The organism is Promicromonospora sp. MEB111 (genome assembly GCF_030209445.1).
Taxonomy (GTDB): domain Bacteria; phylum Actinomycetota; class Actinomycetes; order Actinomycetales; family Cellulomonadaceae; genus Promicromonospora.
Window position 1 is genome coordinate 15,176 of record NZ_JARVSD010000020.1, and the last position, 14,922, is coordinate 30,097.

The following is a 14,922-nucleotide window of genomic DNA, read 5'->3' on the forward strand; positions in this document are numbered from 1 at the left end:
CGTGGTCGACCAGTCCGTCACGCAGGTCCCGACCGGTGCCGGTCCCGCCCCGGAGGGCGGGGCCGGCACCGGCCTGCACATCGAGCACCTGTCCAAGTCGTTCGGCTCCGGCCGCCGCACCGTGACCGCCCTCGACGACGTCACGCTGCACACCGACCAGGGCAGCTTCCTGTCCCTGCTGGGCCCGAGCGGCTGCGGCAAGTCAACGATCCTGCGGATCCTCGCGGGTCTGGAGGCGCCGACGTCGGGCACCGCGAAGGTGGACGGCAAGGACCCGGCGCGCCTGCGGGCCGGCCACGAGCTCGGCATCGCGTTCCAGGACGCCGCGCTGCTGCCGTGGCGGTCGGTCGAGTCCAACCTGCGCCTGCCGTTCCAGGTCTCGGGGCAGCCCGTGGACCACGAGCTGGTGGCCGAGCTCATCCGGCTGGTGGGCCTGAGCGGTTTCGAGAAGGCGCGGCCCGGGCAGCTCTCGGGCGGCATGCGCCAGCGGGTCTCGATCGCGCGCGCCCTGGTGGTCAAGCCGTCGGTGCTGCTGCTCGACGAGCCGTTCGGGGCGCTGGACGACATGACCCGCCAGCGGCTGAACCTGGAGCTGCTGCGGATCTGGACCGAGAAGCCGGCCACCACCCTCATGGTCACGCACGGCATCTCGGAGGCGATCTTCCTCTCCGACCAGGTGGCGGTCATGAGCCCGCGGCCGGGCCGGATCAAGGAGGTCATCGAGGTGGACCTGCCGCGCCCACGCCTGCCGGAGATGATGCGCACGCCGGAGTTCCACGCGCTGCACGACCGGGCCTCGGAGCTGTTGTTCACGGCGGACCCCGATGCCTGACCGCGCCCGCACCTGGCTCGGTGGGGCGGCGGGCCTGGCCGGGCTGGTGGCGCTGTGGTGGCTGCTCGCCGTCACCGTCTTCGACGGTTCGTCCATGCCGACGCCGCCCGGCGTGCTGCGCCAGTACGCCGCCGACGGCTGGGCGTTCTACGCGACCAACTTCGGCGGCACCGTGGTCGAGGCGCTGATCGGGTTCGCGTGGGGCAACGGCCTGGCGCTCGTGCTCGCGGCGCTCGTGCTGCTCACGCCGCGGCTGGAACCCGTGATCTCGCAGATCGCGGTCATCAGCTACTGCGTGCCGACCATCGCGATCCTGCCGATCCTGTACATCGTGCTGGGCCCGCCGGACCCGGGCGAGCCGTCGCCCACGGCGGTCGTCCTGGCGGCCCTGTCGGTGTTCTTCACGACCGTCGTCGGGGCCGTGCTCGGCTTCCGGTCCGCGGACCCCGCCGCGCTCGACGTGGTGCACGTCTACGGCGGCGGCCGCTGGCGCCAGCTCGTCACGGTGCAGCTCGTGTCCGCGCTGCCGGAGATCGTCAGCGCGTGCAAGATCGCCGCCCCGGCCGCGTTCCTCGGGGCGATCCTGGGTGAGTACATCGGTGGCGTCGACCGCGGCGTCGGGCCCGCGCTCATCGCCGCCGGCCAGGGCCTCATGGTGGAGCGCGCCTGGGGCATCATGTTCGCCTGCGCCCTGGTGGCGGGCATCGGGTACGCCGCGTTCGGCCTGCTGGGCCGGGTCGCGGTGCCGTGGTCGACCGGAGGAGGACGACGATGAGCGGGGTCTCGACAGGTCCGGTCCGCCGCGGGGGCGCCGGACGGGCGCTCGCGGCCGGGCTCGGCCGGGCGGTGGCCACGGCGCTGCTCATGGCCGCCGTCCTCACGGTCGTCTGGGTCGCCTCCGTGGCGCTGGTCGACAACACGTTCGTGGCCAAGGGCCCCGCCGAGGTCTACGAGTTCCTCGTCACGGCCGACGACGCCGCGACCACCCGCGCGCAGCTCGGCACCGCGCTCGGGGTCACGCTCGGCGACGCCGCCATCGGCTTCGTCGCGGGCATGCTCGCCGCGACGCTCGCGGCGGCCCTCATCGTGCTGTCCCGGCCCGTGGAGACCGCCGTCATGCCGGTCGCCCTGATCCTGCGCGCCGTGCCGCTCATCGCGCTGACCCCGATCATCCGCCTGCTGTTCACCGACGAGGTGGTGCGAGTGGCGGTGGTCTCCGGCATCGTGGTGCTGTTCCCCGCGCTCGTGAACATCGTGCAGGGCCTGCGCTCCGTGTCCGCGCAGCTGACCGACGTCGTGCACGTGTACGGTGGCGGGCCGGTGGCCCTGCTGTTCCGGGTCGCCTTCCCCTCGGCGCTGCCCGCGCTGTTCGCGTCGGTCCGGATCTCCGTGCCCGGCGCCATCACGGGCGCGCTGCTGGCGGAGTGGCTGATCACCGGCGAGGGGATCGGCAGCATGGTGGTCAACGCGGTAGGACGGTCCGAGAACAACCTCGTGTGGGCGTGCGTCCTGGTGGTCACGCTCGCGTCGCTCGTGCTCTACCTGGCGGCGCAGATCATCGAGTCGTTCGTCCTCGCCCGATACGGACGGAGCTGATCCATGGACGGCAGGTACGGCACCACGGCGGTCGGCATCGTGCTCGCGGCCGGCGCCGGCACCCGGTTCGGGATGCCCAAGGCGCTCGCCCGGGCCGACGGCGGCACGCCGTGGCTCGAGCTCGCCTGCCAGGCCCTGGTCGACGGCGGGTGCGCCGACGTGGTCGTCGTGCTCGGCGCGCGGGCCGACGAGGCCGAGCGGCTGGCGCGCGCCGACGCGACGCCCGTGGTCGCCGACGACTGGGAGAGCGGCATCGCGGCCTCCCTGCGCACCGGCCTCGCCTCCGCCCAGGAGACGGGGGCGGACGCCGCCGTCGTCTCCCTCGTGGACCTGCCCGGCCTCCGCGCCGACTCCGTGCGCCGCGTGCTGAAGCCGTTCGGCGAGCCCGACGCCGCCCGTCACGCGCTCGCCCGCGCCACCTACGACGGCCGCCCCGGGCACCCCGTCCTGCTGGGCCGCGAGCACTGGGCGGCGCTCGCCGGCACGGTGCGCGGGGACGCCGGGGCCGGACAGTACCTGCGGGCGCACGGCGCCGTCGGCATCGACTGCACCGACCTGGGCGGCGGCGACGACGTCGACCGGAGGTAGGGCCAGCCCCACCGCGGGCTAGGGGTCATCCCTGACCTTTCCCCGGTCCTGCCCGAATCCTGTCGCCGCGACCGGTTCGGCTACGTAGTCTCGGGAACGTGGAGGCCACGGAACTCGCCCGCCTGCAGTTCGCGCTGCTGGCCGCTGTGCACTTCCTCTTCGTGCTGCTCACGCTCGGGCTCGGCCCGGTCGTGGCGATCTTCAACACGCGCTGGGCCCGCGCCACGGGCGACCGCGCCGTCGTCTTCGAGCGCGCGACCCGGTTCTGGGGGCAGATCTACCTCGTCAACTACGCGCTCGGCATCGCCGCCGGCATCGTCCTGGAGCTCCAGTTCGGCCTGCACTTCCCGGGCCTGCTCGACGTCGCCGGCGAGGTCTTCGGCGCGCCGCTGGCCGTGGAGACCCTTGTCGCGTTCTTCCTGGAGTCCACCCTGCTGGGCCTGTGGGTGTTCGGCTGGCACCTGTTCCGGCGCGGGCTGCACGCCGCGATCTTCTGGGCCGTCGTCGTCACCGGGTACGCCTCGGCCTTCGCCGTGATGGTGGCCAACGGGTTCCTGCGCAACCCCCTCGGGTACGTGCTGGAGGGCCCCGCCGGCGCACAGGTCGCCCGCATCACCGACGTCGGCGCCCTGGTCACCAATCCCGCGGCGCTCCTGTCCGGCCTGCACGTGGTCGGCGCCTGCCTCATGGCCGGCGGGTTCGTGCTCGTCGGCGTCGCCGCGTGGCACCTGCGGCGCTTCGGCGGCGGACAACGGCAGCCGACCGGCCCCGACGAGGACCTGTGGCGGCACTCCATGCGGGCCGGCATCTGGACCGGCGTGGCCGGCGTGCTGCTCGTGCAGGCCTTCGGCTACGCCCAGTTCGGCTACATCGAGGGAGGCTTCGGCCAGGACACCGCCGTCGGTGTGCTCCTCGAGGTCATGATGCGCAGCGCCGACCTCGTCTTCCTCGGCGCACTCGTGCTCCCCTTCCTGCTCATCGGGGGCGCCCTGTTCCGCATGCGCGGCCGCCGCGGCCTCTACGTGGTGCTCACGGTCCTGCTGCCCCTGCCGTTCGTCGTGGCGCTCGCGGGCTGGCTCGTGCGCGAGCTGGGGCGGCAGCCGTGGGTCGTGCAGGGTGTGCTGCGGGTCGACGAGGTCACCTCCGACCAGTCCGCTCGCGCGGTCCTGGCCTCGCTCGTGCTGCTCGTGGGCCTCATGGTCACGCTCGCCGTGCTCGACTGGTGGGTGCTGGGCCGGCTGGCCCGCGCGGGGACCGACCGGCTCGTGCTGGGCGCCGCCGCGGCCGACGTCCTGCGGGACGACGGCGCGGGCGACGAGGTGCTGCTCCGGTTCGGGGCGCCCGACGACGGGGCGGGCGGCGCGTCCGGCGGCGGTCCGGCGCCGGAGGGCGCCCGATGAACGCGGCGGCGTGGGCCGTGCTCCTGACCGTGCTGCTGGTCGGCTGGGTGGTGCTCGACGGCGCCGTCCAGGGCGCGGGCGCCACCCTGCTGCAGGACCGCGGACCGGACGGCAAGGACAAGCGCCGCGAACCGGCGCAGCGCCGGGTGGTGCTCGGGGCCGTCGGCCCGCTGCTGCTGCCGGGCGAGGTGTGGCTGGTGGCGGCGCTCGGGGTGCTGATCGGCGTCTTCCCGCACGCCGAGGCCGACCTGCTGGCCGTCGGGTACCCCGTGGCGATCGTGCTCGTCGCGTCCTGGGCGCTGCGCGACGCCGGGATCTGGCTGCGCAGCCGCCGCCCGGGCAACGTGTGGCGGGACGTGTGGGACGTGGTGCTGGTGGTCGCGAGCATCGCGCTGGCCGGGAGCTGGGGCGCGCTGCTCGGCGTGGCCTGGGGGAGCGGCCTGGTCGCGCTGGCGCTGGGCGTCGCGGCGGTGGTCGTGACGCGCCTGCACGGGGACGCCGTGGTCGCGTGGCGGCTGCGCCGCACGGGCCCGCTGCCGGTGGTCGTCACCTCGGTGATGATCGCGGCCCCCGTGGTCGGCACGGCGATCGCGGCGTGGCCGCGGCTGGTCGGCGGCGCGGTCTCGGAGGAGACGATGGCGGGGCTCGGGATCGTCGCGCTGGTGGTGCTCCCGCTGATCCTGGCGTTGCAGGTGGCCGCCTGGTGGCTCGTCTCCCGGCCGCTGGACCGCCGGGACACGCTCTTCTTCTGAGGTGCGCCCGGCACCCAGAACTTAGGTCTCGAAACGGACTTATCGCTCCGGTGACCCACGAGATGCCGGTAAAGTCCTACCTACCATGACCATGAAGAACCGCATCGTCTGCGCACTGCTCGGCGCCCTGGCGTTCGCCACCGCGACACTGCTCCTGCCGTGGCTCCCGGACGCGCTGGTGGGCCTGCTCGGGACCGGCGGCGTGCTGCTGTTCCTGGCCGCCCTGGTGCTGCCGACCAACACCCGGCAGCCGCCCGTGCACAGCCTGGCGATCCTTGACAAGGGGTACCTGACGCCCGCCGAGATCCACCAGATCCTCGGGATCTGGCTGCCGACGGGCAGCGCCGCCCTGGAGGCGCGGGACGCGCAGTGGACGGTCGCCCGGCACGTCGCCAAGTGGCGCGCCGACCACGTGGTCAACGTGATGGACTACCACGGCGTGGTGGCCGAGCGCCGGGTCGACATGCTCTCGGTGGTGCAGTGGGTCGGCATCCAGCTCCTGCCCGCGTTCCTCGGCCTGATCTTCCTGATCCCCACGCTGGCACTGACCGGTTTCGACAAGATCAGCATCAACTTCCTCCAGACCCTCCTGCTCTTCGTGATCTGGGGCGGCGTCGCACTGCTGGCGCGCTGGATCCTGGAGAAGCACGTGATCCACCGGTTCGTGTGGGAGCCGGAGCTGACGCCGGACGGGACCCGGTTCGTCGAGCGTGCCTGAGTGTCGGTGACTGGGGGCAGAATGGCTCTGTGCCCCTGTACCGAGACGACGCGATCGTGCTGCGCACCCAGAAGCTGGGCGAGGCGGACCGCATCGTCACGTTCCTGACGCGCGAGCACGGCAAGGTGCGCGGGGTGGGCAAGGGCGTGCGGCGCACGTCGTCCAAGTTCGGGGCGCGCCTGGAGCCGTTCATGGCGGTCGACGTGCAGCTCCACACGGGTCGTAACCCGCGGCCGGGCATGGGGCTGGACACGGTGACGCAGGTCGAGACCATCGGGGCCTACGCCCGCTCCATCTGCGAGGACTACGGCCTGTACACGTCCGGCACGGTGATGCTGGAGGCCGCCGACCGGCTGGTCGCGCAGGAGAACGAGCCGGCGGTGCAGCAGTACTGGCTGCTCGCCGGGGGCCTGCGGGCGCTGTCCGAGCGGCACCACGACGCCGGCCTGGTGCTGGACTCGTACCTGCTGCGGGCCCTCGCGGTGGCCGGCTGGGCGCCGTCGTTCGAGGACTGCGCGCGCTGCGGCGAGCCCGGGCCGCACCACTCGTTCAACGTGGCGCAGGGCGGCGCCGTCTGCCCGCGCTGTCGGCCGCCGGGCTCCACAGCCCCCGCGCCCGAGACCTTCGCCCTGCTGTCCTCGCTGCTCGCGGGCGACTGGGCGACCGCCGACGCGTCCGACGCGCGGCACCGCAAGGAGGCGAGCGGCATCGTCGCCGCCTACGGCCAGTACTACCTGGAGAGAACGTTGCGATCGTTGAAGATGGTGGAGCGCTGATGGCCCGGAACGCGAACCGGGAGCTGGTCAAGCCGTTCCCGCACCCGTCCGGCGAGCAGGCCCCGCGGATCCCCAAGGAGTTCCTGCCGCGCCACGTCGCCGTCGTCATGGACGGCAACGGGCGCTGGGCCAACGCGCGCGGCCTGCCGCGGATCGAGGGGCACCGGGCGGGCGAGAACTCCCTGCTCGACGTCGTGGCGGGGGCCGTCGACGTGGGTGTCGAGTACGTCTCGGCGTACGCGTTCAGCACGGAGAACTGGAAGCGCTCGCCCGAGGAGGTGCGCTTCCTGATGAACTTCACGCATGAGGTCATGAAGCGCCAGTGCGACGTCATGGCGTCGTGGGGCGTGCGGATCCGGTGGGCCGGACGCCGTCCGAAGCTGTGGAAGTCCGTGATCGACGTGCTGCTGGAGGCCGAGGAGCGCACCAAGGACAACGACCTCTGCACGCTGACGATGTGCGTCAACTACGGCAGCCGGGCCGAGCTGGCCGATGCGGCCGCGGCCATGGCCCGGGACGCCGCCGCGGGCAGGCTGGACCCGAGGCGCATCAACGAGAAGACGGTGCAGAAGTACCTGTACCTGCCCGACGTGCCCGACGTGGACCTGTTCCTGCGCTCGTCCGGCGAACAGCGCACGTCCAACTTCATGCTGTGGCAGGCGGCGTACGCCGAGATGGTGTTCCTCGACGAGCCCTGGCCCGACGTCGACCGCCGGCACCTCTGGCACGCCGTCGAGGAGTACGCGAAGCGCGACCGGCGGTACGGCGGGGCGCTCGACAAGCCCGACACCGGGAAGTGACGAGTGCGGGGCTTCTGTGGGGTGTCGGCCCCACAGAAGCCCCGCACTCAGCGGATCGTCAGCCGAGCGTCTCGGCCAGCGAGTCGATCAGCAGGGGCATGCCCTCGGGGTACTCGACCGAGAGGGCCGTGGGCGGCGAGACGGCCGAGACCGCGACGGTGCCGACCTGCTGTGCCACCATGCCGTTCTTGACGGCGGGCAGGGCCTGGAGCTCCTTCTTGTCGGGGAGCGCCGCGGCCTCCTCCTCGGTGTACGTGTAGGCCACCACCAGGTCGGACTCGAGCTTGTCCAGCTCCTCGTACGACAGCGTGTAGAAGAACGAGCCGTCGTCCGGCGCGAGCTCCTCGACGGCCGGGGCGGTCTCGAAGCCGAGGCCCTCCAGGAACCCGGCGCGCGGGTCGCCGGCCCGGTACACGTAGATCAGGCCCTCGTCGGGCGAGTCGACGATCGCAGCGACCGTCTTGCCCGCGAACTCGGGGTGCGCCTCGGCCTGCTCGGCCAGGTAGTCGTTGATCTCCTGGACCTTGGCCTCACCGGCGGCGCTGCGGCCCAGGGCGGCGTCCGTGGCGGTGATGATCTCGTCCCACGGCGTCTGCCAGGCCGTCTCCGGGTAGGCGACGGTCGGGGCGATCTCGCTGAGCAGGTCGTACTGCTCCTGCGTGAGGCCCGAGTACGTCGCGATGATGACGTCGGGCTCGGCGGCCGCGAACTCCTCGTAGGGCACGGTTGCGCCGGCCTCGGCGTCGGTCAGCACGGTGGGGTGCTCCACGCCCGCCTCGTCGTAGGCCTCCTCGACCCACGGCAGGAGGTTGCCCTCGCCGACCGTCCAGGTCTGCTCGGCGACGGCGACCGGGAAGACGCCCGCCGCGATCGCGGCCTCGGTCGAGCCCCAGCCCCAGGTGGCGACGCGCTCGGGCGCCTCCTCGATGGTGGTCTCGCCGAGCGCGTGCTCGATGGTCAGGGGGAACTCGTCGGTCACGCCGGAGGCACCGGCGGACGGCGTGGCGGCGTCGCTGCCGGCCGGCTCTTCGGACGCGCAGCCCGCGAGGGCGAGGGCGGACGCGGCGACGAGGCCGACGGCCGCTGCGAGGGATCGGCGAGGTCGCACGGTTTCTCCCGGGGTGTTCAGTCGAACGACCGGCGGGCGCCGGTCGAGATGAGGTAACCCTAACCACAATAGGTCACGGGGATGTTGCGAAATTGAGGGAGGTCCGAGTGAGGTAAACCACGCCCCCGTCGGGCGTCACTACTTCGAGTGGTAGCGCCCGACCGGGACCACGAGCGGCGAGCCCGCCACGGGGTCGGGCACGACCTGGGCGCGCAGCCCGAACGCCTCGTCGACCACCTCGCGGGTCAGCACGTCGGACGGCAGCCCCTCGGCGACGATCCGGCCGGCCGACATCACGACCAGGTGGTCGGCATACCGGGCGGCGAGGTTGAGCTCGTGCAGCACCATCGCGACCGTGGTCCCCTGGTTCCGGTTCAGCTCCGTGAGCAGGTCCAGCAGGTCGAGCTGGTGGCGCACGTCGAGGAAGGTGGTCGGCTCGTCGAGCAGCACGATGTCGGTCTGCTGCGCCAGCACCATGGCGATCCACACGCGCTGCCGCTGCCCGCCCGAGAGCTCGGCGACGGGCCGGTCCGCGAGCTCGGCCACGCCGGTGGACTCCAGCGCCGTGGTGACCACGGCGTCGTCGTCGGAGGAGTGGCGGCCGAACCAGCCCTGGTGCGGGTACCGGCCGCGGCTGACCAGCTCGGCGACCCGCACGCCGTCCGGCGCGATGGAAGACTGTGGCAGCATGCCGATCTTGCGGGCCAGCTCCTTGCGCGGCATCTGCGTGATGTCGGCGCCGCCCAGCGTGATGCGGCCGCCGTCGAGCGGGTGCAGGCGGGCCAGCCCGCGCAGCAGCGTGGACTTGCCGCAGGCGTTCGGCCCGACGACGGCGGTGATCTTGCCGTCGGGCAGTGTCAGGTCGAGGTTCTCGATGACCCTCAGGCCGTCGTAGCCCAGGCTGACGCCCTCGGCGCGCAGGTTGGTCATCGGCTCCTCTTCTCGGTCGTGGCGAGCAGCCACAGCAGGTAGGGGGCGCCCACGAGCCCCGTGACGATCCCGACGGGGGCGGCGACGCCGAGCAGCCCGTGCTGCGCGATCACGTCGGCGGCCAGGGTCAGGGCGGCGCCGGTCGCGGCCGAAGCGACGAGGGCGGCCCCGCCGTCGTTCACCAGGCGGCGCGCGATGGCGGGTGCGACCAGGGCGACGAACGCGATGGGGCCGGCGGCGCTGGTCGCGAGCGCGACGAGCGCGACGGCCAGCAGCAGGGCACCGACCCGGGCGGCGTCCACGTGCACCCCCAGGGCGCGCGCGTTGTCGTCGCCGAGGGCGAGCGGCCCCTGCGTCCGCGAGACGACGGCGGCCGCGGCGCACAGCACGAGCGTCCCGGCGGCGACGAGCGTGAGCTGTTCGCCGCGGACGTCGGACACCGAGCCGACGGTCCAGATCAGGACCGCCGCAGCCTCGTGCTCCTGCGACCGGGCCATGGCCCAGGCGATCAGCGAGGAGCCCAGGTAGGCGAACCCGACGCCGACCAGCACGAACCGGATCGAGTGCAGCCCCTTGCGCCACGCCAGCAGCCAGATCGCGAGCGCGACGACGCCCGCGCCGGCGAACGCCAGGCCGGACAGCGCCATGCCGCTCAGCCCCAGGACGAGCACACCGATCACGGCCCCGAGGCTGGCGCCGGTGGAGATGCCCAGGATGTCGGGGGAGGCGAGCGGGTTGCGCAGGGTCGACTGGAAGAGGGCGCCGGCCAGGCCGAACGCCACACCGACCACGACGGCCGCCTCGATGCGGGGCAGACGGAGCTTCTGGACGACGAAGACGTCGCCCTTGTCGCCGAGGCCGAACACGCCGGAGATCGCCTGGCCCGGCGTGAGGCCGGCCGCGCCCATCAGGAGCGCCGCGGTCCCGGCGACGAGCACCACGAGCACCATCCCGGACACGACGAGCGCCTGCCGGCGGCGGCGGAGGGTGCGCAGGTCGGCGACGGTGGTGACCGTGGTGTCGGTGACCCGCGTGGGGGTGGCGGGAGCGGGTGCGGACATCAGGCCCCCACCACGTTCCTGCTGCGCGCGACGGCGACGAGCACCGGAGCGCCGAGGAGCGCCGCGACCACACCGGCCTCGAGCTCGGAGCGGGGCAGGATCAGCCGGCCGAGGACGTCCGCGGTCAGCAGCATCACCGGGCCCAGGAGGGCGCCGACCGCCATGACCCAGCGGTAGTCCGTGCCGACGAGGCGCCGGGCCGCGTGCGGCACCACGAGCCCGACGAGCGCGATGGGCCCGGCGAGCGACGTCGCGGTGCCCGCGAGCAGCACGATCGCGACGGCCGCGAGGGCGCGCGTGGTGCCGACCCGCTGGCCGAGCGCCGTGGCGACGTCGTCCCCGAGGGCCAGCATGTTGAGCCGGTGCGCGAGCGCGGCCGCGAGCACGAGGCCGACCACGATGAACGGCCACAGCGCCGTGACGGTGTCGAGGCCCCGGCCCGTCAGGGAGCCGACCGACCAGAACCGGTACAGGTTGAACGCCTGCTGGTCGCGCAGCAGCACCAGGGTGATCAGCGGTGTGATCAGCGCGGTCACCGCGGCCCCGACCAGCGCCAGCCGCACCGGCTGGCCGCGTCCCACCGAGAAGACGATCGCTGCCGCGACGGCGGCCCCCAGGAACGCGAACCAGACGTAACCGAGGGGCGAGGTGATGCCCAGCAGCCAGACCGCGCACACGACCGCCAGCGACGCTCCCGAGTTCAGCCCCAGCAGGCCGGGGTCGGCGATCGGGTTGCGGGTGACGCCCTGGATCAGCGTGCCCGCCGTGCCGAGCGCGACGCCCGCCGCCAGGCCCACGATGGTGCGGGGCAGGCGCTGCTCCAGCACCACGTCGTGGTCCATGAGCCCAGCGACGGGTGCGGTCAGCGCTCGCCAGACCTCGGCCGGGTTGATGTCGCGGACGCCGAGCGCGAGGCTCGCCAGGACGACGAGCAGCAGGGCGGCAAGCGCCGTGAGCAACGCGAACGTCCGACGTCGGGCACGCTGGGCTACGGCTTCCGCACCCTCACGGCGTCCCGCGGGCGCAGCCGCAGGTGAGGTAAGCATTGCCTAAGCATTCCACACGGTCCGGCATGGTCGGTACGTGCGCCCGGTCACCGGAGCTCGGACGACCGGGCGCACCCGCCGGGCAGGAGATCAGGAGTACGAGTCGCAGCCCCAGCCGTCGTTGTCGGCGTCGAGCGCGTGGTAGTCCTTGGTGCCGACCCAGACCGTCTTGCCGATGTCCTTGCAGTCGAGGTCGGGGTTGGTCGGCGAGACGGGGCACTGCCACCGTCCGGCCGAGTACACGCAGACGGCGTCCGCGGCGGAGTCGGCCCGGAAGGAGCCCGCCTTGCCCGCGTACCTCACCGTCCACTTGCCCGAGCGCGACGCCGTGGCCTTGTAGGTGTAGGCGCCGGTGCGCGTGGTCCGGACGAGGCCGATCTTGCGCGGCTCGTCCGGCCCGGACGGGTCGAAGGTCACGGTCAGGACCTTCGTCGTGGGCAGGGCGCGCCACTGACCGTCCTTCTTGTACTTGAGCGTCCCCTTGAGCGTGACCGTCTTGTTCTTCGCGACCGGCTCGGGCTTCGCGTCGAGCGTCACGTTCGTGGAGTAGACGGTCGCTGCCTGCGCGGGGGCCCGACGCCGTGAGAGCGAGCGCGAGCACGCTCACCAGGGCGACGATGGTGCGGCGGATCATGAGGCCAACCTCTTCGATGACTCGGGGCGCCCCGGACGGGGCACGCTACGAGTTCTCAAGCCCGCTCACCGCACGGTATGACCTGATTCGAGCCGACCTCACCCGGGTGAACCGACGCCGGGACGATCTCCCCGCGCCGTGCGGGCACCTCCGGGGAAGACCTCTGCCAGCCAGGTACGTAACGCAGAGCTAGCACTGCTACATCTCCGTTACCCACCTGGCTGACAGAGGTCTTCCCCGGCGGTGCACGGCGACGAGCCGGCCGGACAGGGCGCGCCGGACAGGGCACGCCGGACGAGGCACGCCGGACGCGGCACGAGCGGACCGACGCCTGCGGGATCGAGGTTGTCCACAGGCGCGTCGACCCCGCCCGGCTCGCGGGCCCGATCGCTGACACGATCGTGGGATGGATCTCGCCGCACTGATCAAGGAGGCCCGCCAGGAGGCCCGGCTCACGCAGGAGGAGCTCGGGCGCCGGGTCGGCCGGTCCCGGGCATCGATCTCCCAGCTCGAGGCAGGCGTGCGGACACCCAGCTTCGGGTCGCTGCGGGAGATCCTCGCCGCGCTGGGCAAGCAGGTCCGGCTGGAGCTGGAGCCCCTCGACGAGGACATCCGCCGCCAGATCGTCGAGCACCGGCACGATCCGGACCTGGCCGATCGCGTCTTCTTCGCGGTCGAGCAGATCGAGGACCTGGTGGGCCTGGACCTCCGGATCGAAGGGCTCGCGGCGGCAGCGCTGCTCGGTGCGCCCGTCGACGCCGGCGACCCTCAGGTCGCCGTCGCGAACACGGAGCGCACGACCGACTGGCTCGCCGACAAGCTCCGACACGACCGGATCCGCTTTCGGCCGGCGGGCTGGGTGGGGACCGCCTGGCCCCGCACGCCGCAGGAGGTGTACGACCTGATCGAGGTCGAGTGTCCCGACGGCTGGATCATGGTGCACGGCTTCTTCCACGAGACACCGATTCGGTTCGCGCCGGCCGAGGACGTCGCGCGGCACGTCCTGATCGACAACGGCGAGCACGGGCCGTTGCGGGTGCAGCCGCTGCACGAGATCGACACCACGGACCGTGACGCGGCGCGCGTCCTGCGCCTGCTGCGGGAGCAGGCGCAGGACGCGCGTGGTTAGCCGGGCTCAGGCCCCGAGGCGTCAGGGGCCTGGGCGTCAGGCGCCGACGAGGTGGCCCGCCAGGTAGCTGACGACCTTGTCCAGGGCGACGCGCTCCTGCTGCATGGTGTCACGGTGCCGGATGGTGACGGCCTGGTCGTCGAGGGTGTCGAAGTCGACGGTGATGCAGAACGGCGTGCCGATCTCGTCCTGCCGGCGGTAGCGCTTGCCGATCGCCTGGGTCACGTCGTAGTCGACGTTCCAGTACTTGCGCAGCTCCGCGGCCAGCTTCTCGGACGCCGGGAGCAGGTCCGCCGTCTTGGACAGCGGCAGCACCGCGGCCTTGATCGGGGCCAGGCGCGGGTCCAGGCGCAGGACCGTGCGCTTGTCGACGCCGCCCTTGGTGTTCGGCGCCTCGTCCTCGGCGTACGCCTCGACGAGGAAGGCCATGAGCGACCGGGTCAGGCCGGCGGCGGGCTCGATGACGTACGGGAAGTACTTCTCGTTGGTCACCGGGTCGCGGTACGCCAGGTCCTTGCCCGAGCTCTCCGTGTGGGTCTTCAGGTCGAAGTCCGTGCGGTTCGCGATGCCCTCGAGCTCACCCCACTCGCTGCCCTGGAAGCCGAAGCGGTACTCGATGTCCACGGTGCGGGTCGAGTAGTGCGACAGCTTGTCCTTGGGGTGCTCGTAGTGGCGCAGGTTGTCGGCCGAGATGCCGAGGTCCGTGTACCAGTCGGTGCGGTAGTCGATCCAGTACTGGTGCCACTCCTCGTCCTCGCCCGGCTTGACGAAGAACTCCATCTCCATCTGCTCGAACTCGCGCGTGCGGAAGATGAAGTTGCCCGGCGTGATCTCGTTGCGGAACGACTTGCCGATCTGGCCGATGCCGAACGGCGGCTTCTTGCGGGCCGCGGCGGCGACGTTGGCGAAGTTCACGAAGATGCCCTGCGCGGTCTCGGGGCGCAGGTAGTGCAGCCCGGACTCGTCCTCGACGGGGCCGAGGTACGTCTTCAGCATCATGTTGAAGTCGCGGGGCTCGGTCCACTGGCCGCGGGTGCCGCAGTTGGAGCAGACGATCTCGGCGAGGCCGCCCTCGGGGGCGCGGCCCTTCTTCTCCTCGAACTCCTCGATCATCTGGTCCTCACGGAACCGCTTGTGACACGAGAGGCACTCGGTGAGCGGGTCGGTGAACACGCCGACGTGGCCGGAGGCCACCCACACCTGGCGCGGCAGGATGACCGACGAGTCGAGGCCGACGATGTCGTCCCGGCTCGTGACCATCGCGCGCCACCACTGCTTCTTGATGTTCTCCTTGAGCTCCACGCCGAGGGGTCCGTAGTCCCACGCAGAGCGCGTACCGCCGTAGATCTCGCCCGACGGGAAGACGAAACCTCGTCGCTTCGCGAGCGAGACGACGGCGTCGAGCTTGGCGGTCTGCGCAGAGCGCACTGACTTGTCGGACACGAGGGATCTCTCCAGGGGAACAGGTGGAAGTAACGTCCGCCCAGCCTACCGTCCGGGCCGGTCGGGGCCCGCGCGAAAAAGCGCGTGACCGACCTCTCGATCCCGATCT

The 14,922-nt window shown here is 72.4% G+C and carries 16 protein-coding genes; 10 read left to right on the plus strand and 6 right to left on the minus strand.

All coding sequences use genetic code 11. The features are described from left to right. The first annotated feature begins 1 nt into the window (after nucleotide 1). From QRN56_RS23365 to QRN56_RS23405, 9 genes are all read left to right on the plus strand, one after another. A complete protein-coding gene (locus tag QRN56_RS23365) occupies nucleotides 2–832 on the plus strand; it encodes an ABC transporter ATP-binding protein (protein WP_285107329.1) in 831 nt (276 codons plus the stop codon). After that, nucleotides 825–1,607 carry an ABC transporter permease gene (locus tag QRN56_RS23370; RefSeq protein ID WP_285107330.1) on the plus strand — a complete coding sequence of 261 codons (783 nt, stop codon included), beginning with the start codon at nucleotides 825–827 and terminating at the stop codon, nucleotides 1,605–1,607. Before QRN56_RS23365 ends, QRN56_RS23370 begins: the two co-directional genes overlap by 8 nt. Beyond that, on the plus strand, nucleotides 1,604–2,428 hold the full coding sequence (locus tag QRN56_RS23375; RefSeq protein WP_285107332.1) for an ABC transporter permease: 825 nt from the start codon (nucleotides 1,604–1,606) through the stop codon (nucleotides 2,426–2,428). Before QRN56_RS23370 ends, QRN56_RS23375 begins: the two co-directional genes overlap by 4 nt. Nucleotides 2,429–2,431: 3 nt before the next feature. Further along, nucleotides 2,432–3,016: a nucleotidyltransferase family protein gene (locus tag QRN56_RS23380; RefSeq protein ID WP_285107334.1), complete on the plus strand. Its 585-nt coding sequence runs from the start codon at nucleotides 2,432–2,434 to the stop codon at nucleotides 3,014–3,016. A gap of 98 nt (nucleotides 3,017–3,114) precedes the next feature. Continuing rightward, nucleotides 3,115–4,416: a cytochrome ubiquinol oxidase subunit I gene (locus QRN56_RS23385; protein ID WP_285107336.1), complete on the plus strand. Its 1,302-nt coding sequence runs from the start codon at nucleotides 3,115–3,117 to the stop codon at nucleotides 4,414–4,416. Beyond that, entirely contained in the window at nucleotides 4,413–5,168 is a 756-nt protein-coding gene (locus tag QRN56_RS23390; protein WP_285107337.1) for a cytochrome d ubiquinol oxidase subunit II, read from the plus strand. Before QRN56_RS23385 ends, QRN56_RS23390 begins: the two co-directional genes overlap by 4 nt. Nucleotides 5,169–5,253: 85 nt before the next feature. Then, on the plus strand, nucleotides 5,254–5,886 hold the full coding sequence (locus QRN56_RS23395; RefSeq protein WP_285107339.1) for a hypothetical protein: 633 nt from the start codon (nucleotides 5,254–5,256) through the stop codon (nucleotides 5,884–5,886). A 29-nt stretch (nucleotides 5,887–5,915) separates the two neighbouring features. Beyond that, a complete protein-coding gene (gene recO / locus QRN56_RS23400; RefSeq protein WP_285107341.1) occupies nucleotides 5,916–6,662 on the plus strand; it encodes a DNA repair protein RecO in 747 nt (248 codons plus the stop codon). Beyond that, complete coding sequence (locus tag QRN56_RS23405; RefSeq protein ID WP_285107343.1) at nucleotides 6,662–7,462, plus strand: isoprenyl transferase; 801 nt, start codon at nucleotides 6,662–6,664, stop codon at nucleotides 7,460–7,462. The genes recO and QRN56_RS23405 overlap by 1 nt, the downstream gene beginning before the upstream one ends. A 58-nt stretch (nucleotides 7,463–7,520) precedes the next feature. Here QRN56_RS23405 and QRN56_RS23410 read toward each other — a convergent pair whose 3' ends face one another. From QRN56_RS23410 to QRN56_RS23430, 5 genes are all read right to left on the minus strand, one after another. Further along, a complete protein-coding gene (locus tag QRN56_RS23410) occupies nucleotides 7,521–8,570 on the minus strand; it encodes an iron-siderophore ABC transporter substrate-binding protein (RefSeq protein ID WP_285107345.1) in 1,050 nt (349 codons plus the stop codon). 138 nt (nucleotides 8,571–8,708) lie between these two features. After that, nucleotides 8,709–9,500 carry an ABC transporter ATP-binding protein gene (locus tag QRN56_RS23415; protein ID WP_285107347.1) on the minus strand — a complete coding sequence of 264 codons (792 nt, stop codon included), beginning with the start codon at nucleotides 9,498–9,500 and terminating at the stop codon, nucleotides 8,709–8,711. Further along, the gene (locus QRN56_RS23420) at nucleotides 9,497–10,561 is read right to left on the minus strand and encodes a FecCD family ABC transporter permease (protein WP_285107348.1); all 1,065 of its coding nucleotides are present in this window, start codon (nucleotides 10,559–10,561) and stop codon (nucleotides 9,497–9,499) included. Before QRN56_RS23420 ends, QRN56_RS23415 begins: the two co-directional genes overlap by 4 nt. Further along, the gene (locus QRN56_RS23425; RefSeq protein WP_285107350.1) at nucleotides 10,561–11,520 is read right to left on the minus strand and encodes a FecCD family ABC transporter permease; all 960 of its coding nucleotides are present in this window, start codon (nucleotides 11,518–11,520) and stop codon (nucleotides 10,561–10,563) included. Before QRN56_RS23425 ends, QRN56_RS23420 begins: the two co-directional genes overlap by 1 nt. Before the next feature lie 177 nt (nucleotides 11,521–11,697). After that, nucleotides 11,698–12,144: a hypothetical protein gene (locus tag QRN56_RS23430; RefSeq protein ID WP_285107352.1), complete on the minus strand. Its 447-nt coding sequence runs from the start codon at nucleotides 12,142–12,144 to the stop codon at nucleotides 11,698–11,700. 503 nt (nucleotides 12,145–12,647) lie between these two features. Here QRN56_RS23430 and QRN56_RS23435 point away from each other — a divergent pair. After that, a complete protein-coding gene (locus QRN56_RS23435) occupies nucleotides 12,648–13,370 on the plus strand; it encodes a helix-turn-helix domain-containing protein (protein ID WP_285107354.1) in 723 nt (240 codons plus the stop codon). A 36-nt stretch (nucleotides 13,371–13,406) separates the two neighbouring features. Here the strand turns inward: QRN56_RS23435 and QRN56_RS23440 are convergent, their stop codons facing one another. Continuing rightward, entirely contained in the window at nucleotides 13,407–14,813 is a 1,407-nt protein-coding gene (locus tag QRN56_RS23440; protein WP_285107356.1) for a glycine--tRNA ligase, read from the minus strand. Between the last annotated feature and the right edge of the window lie 109 nt (nucleotides 14,814–14,922).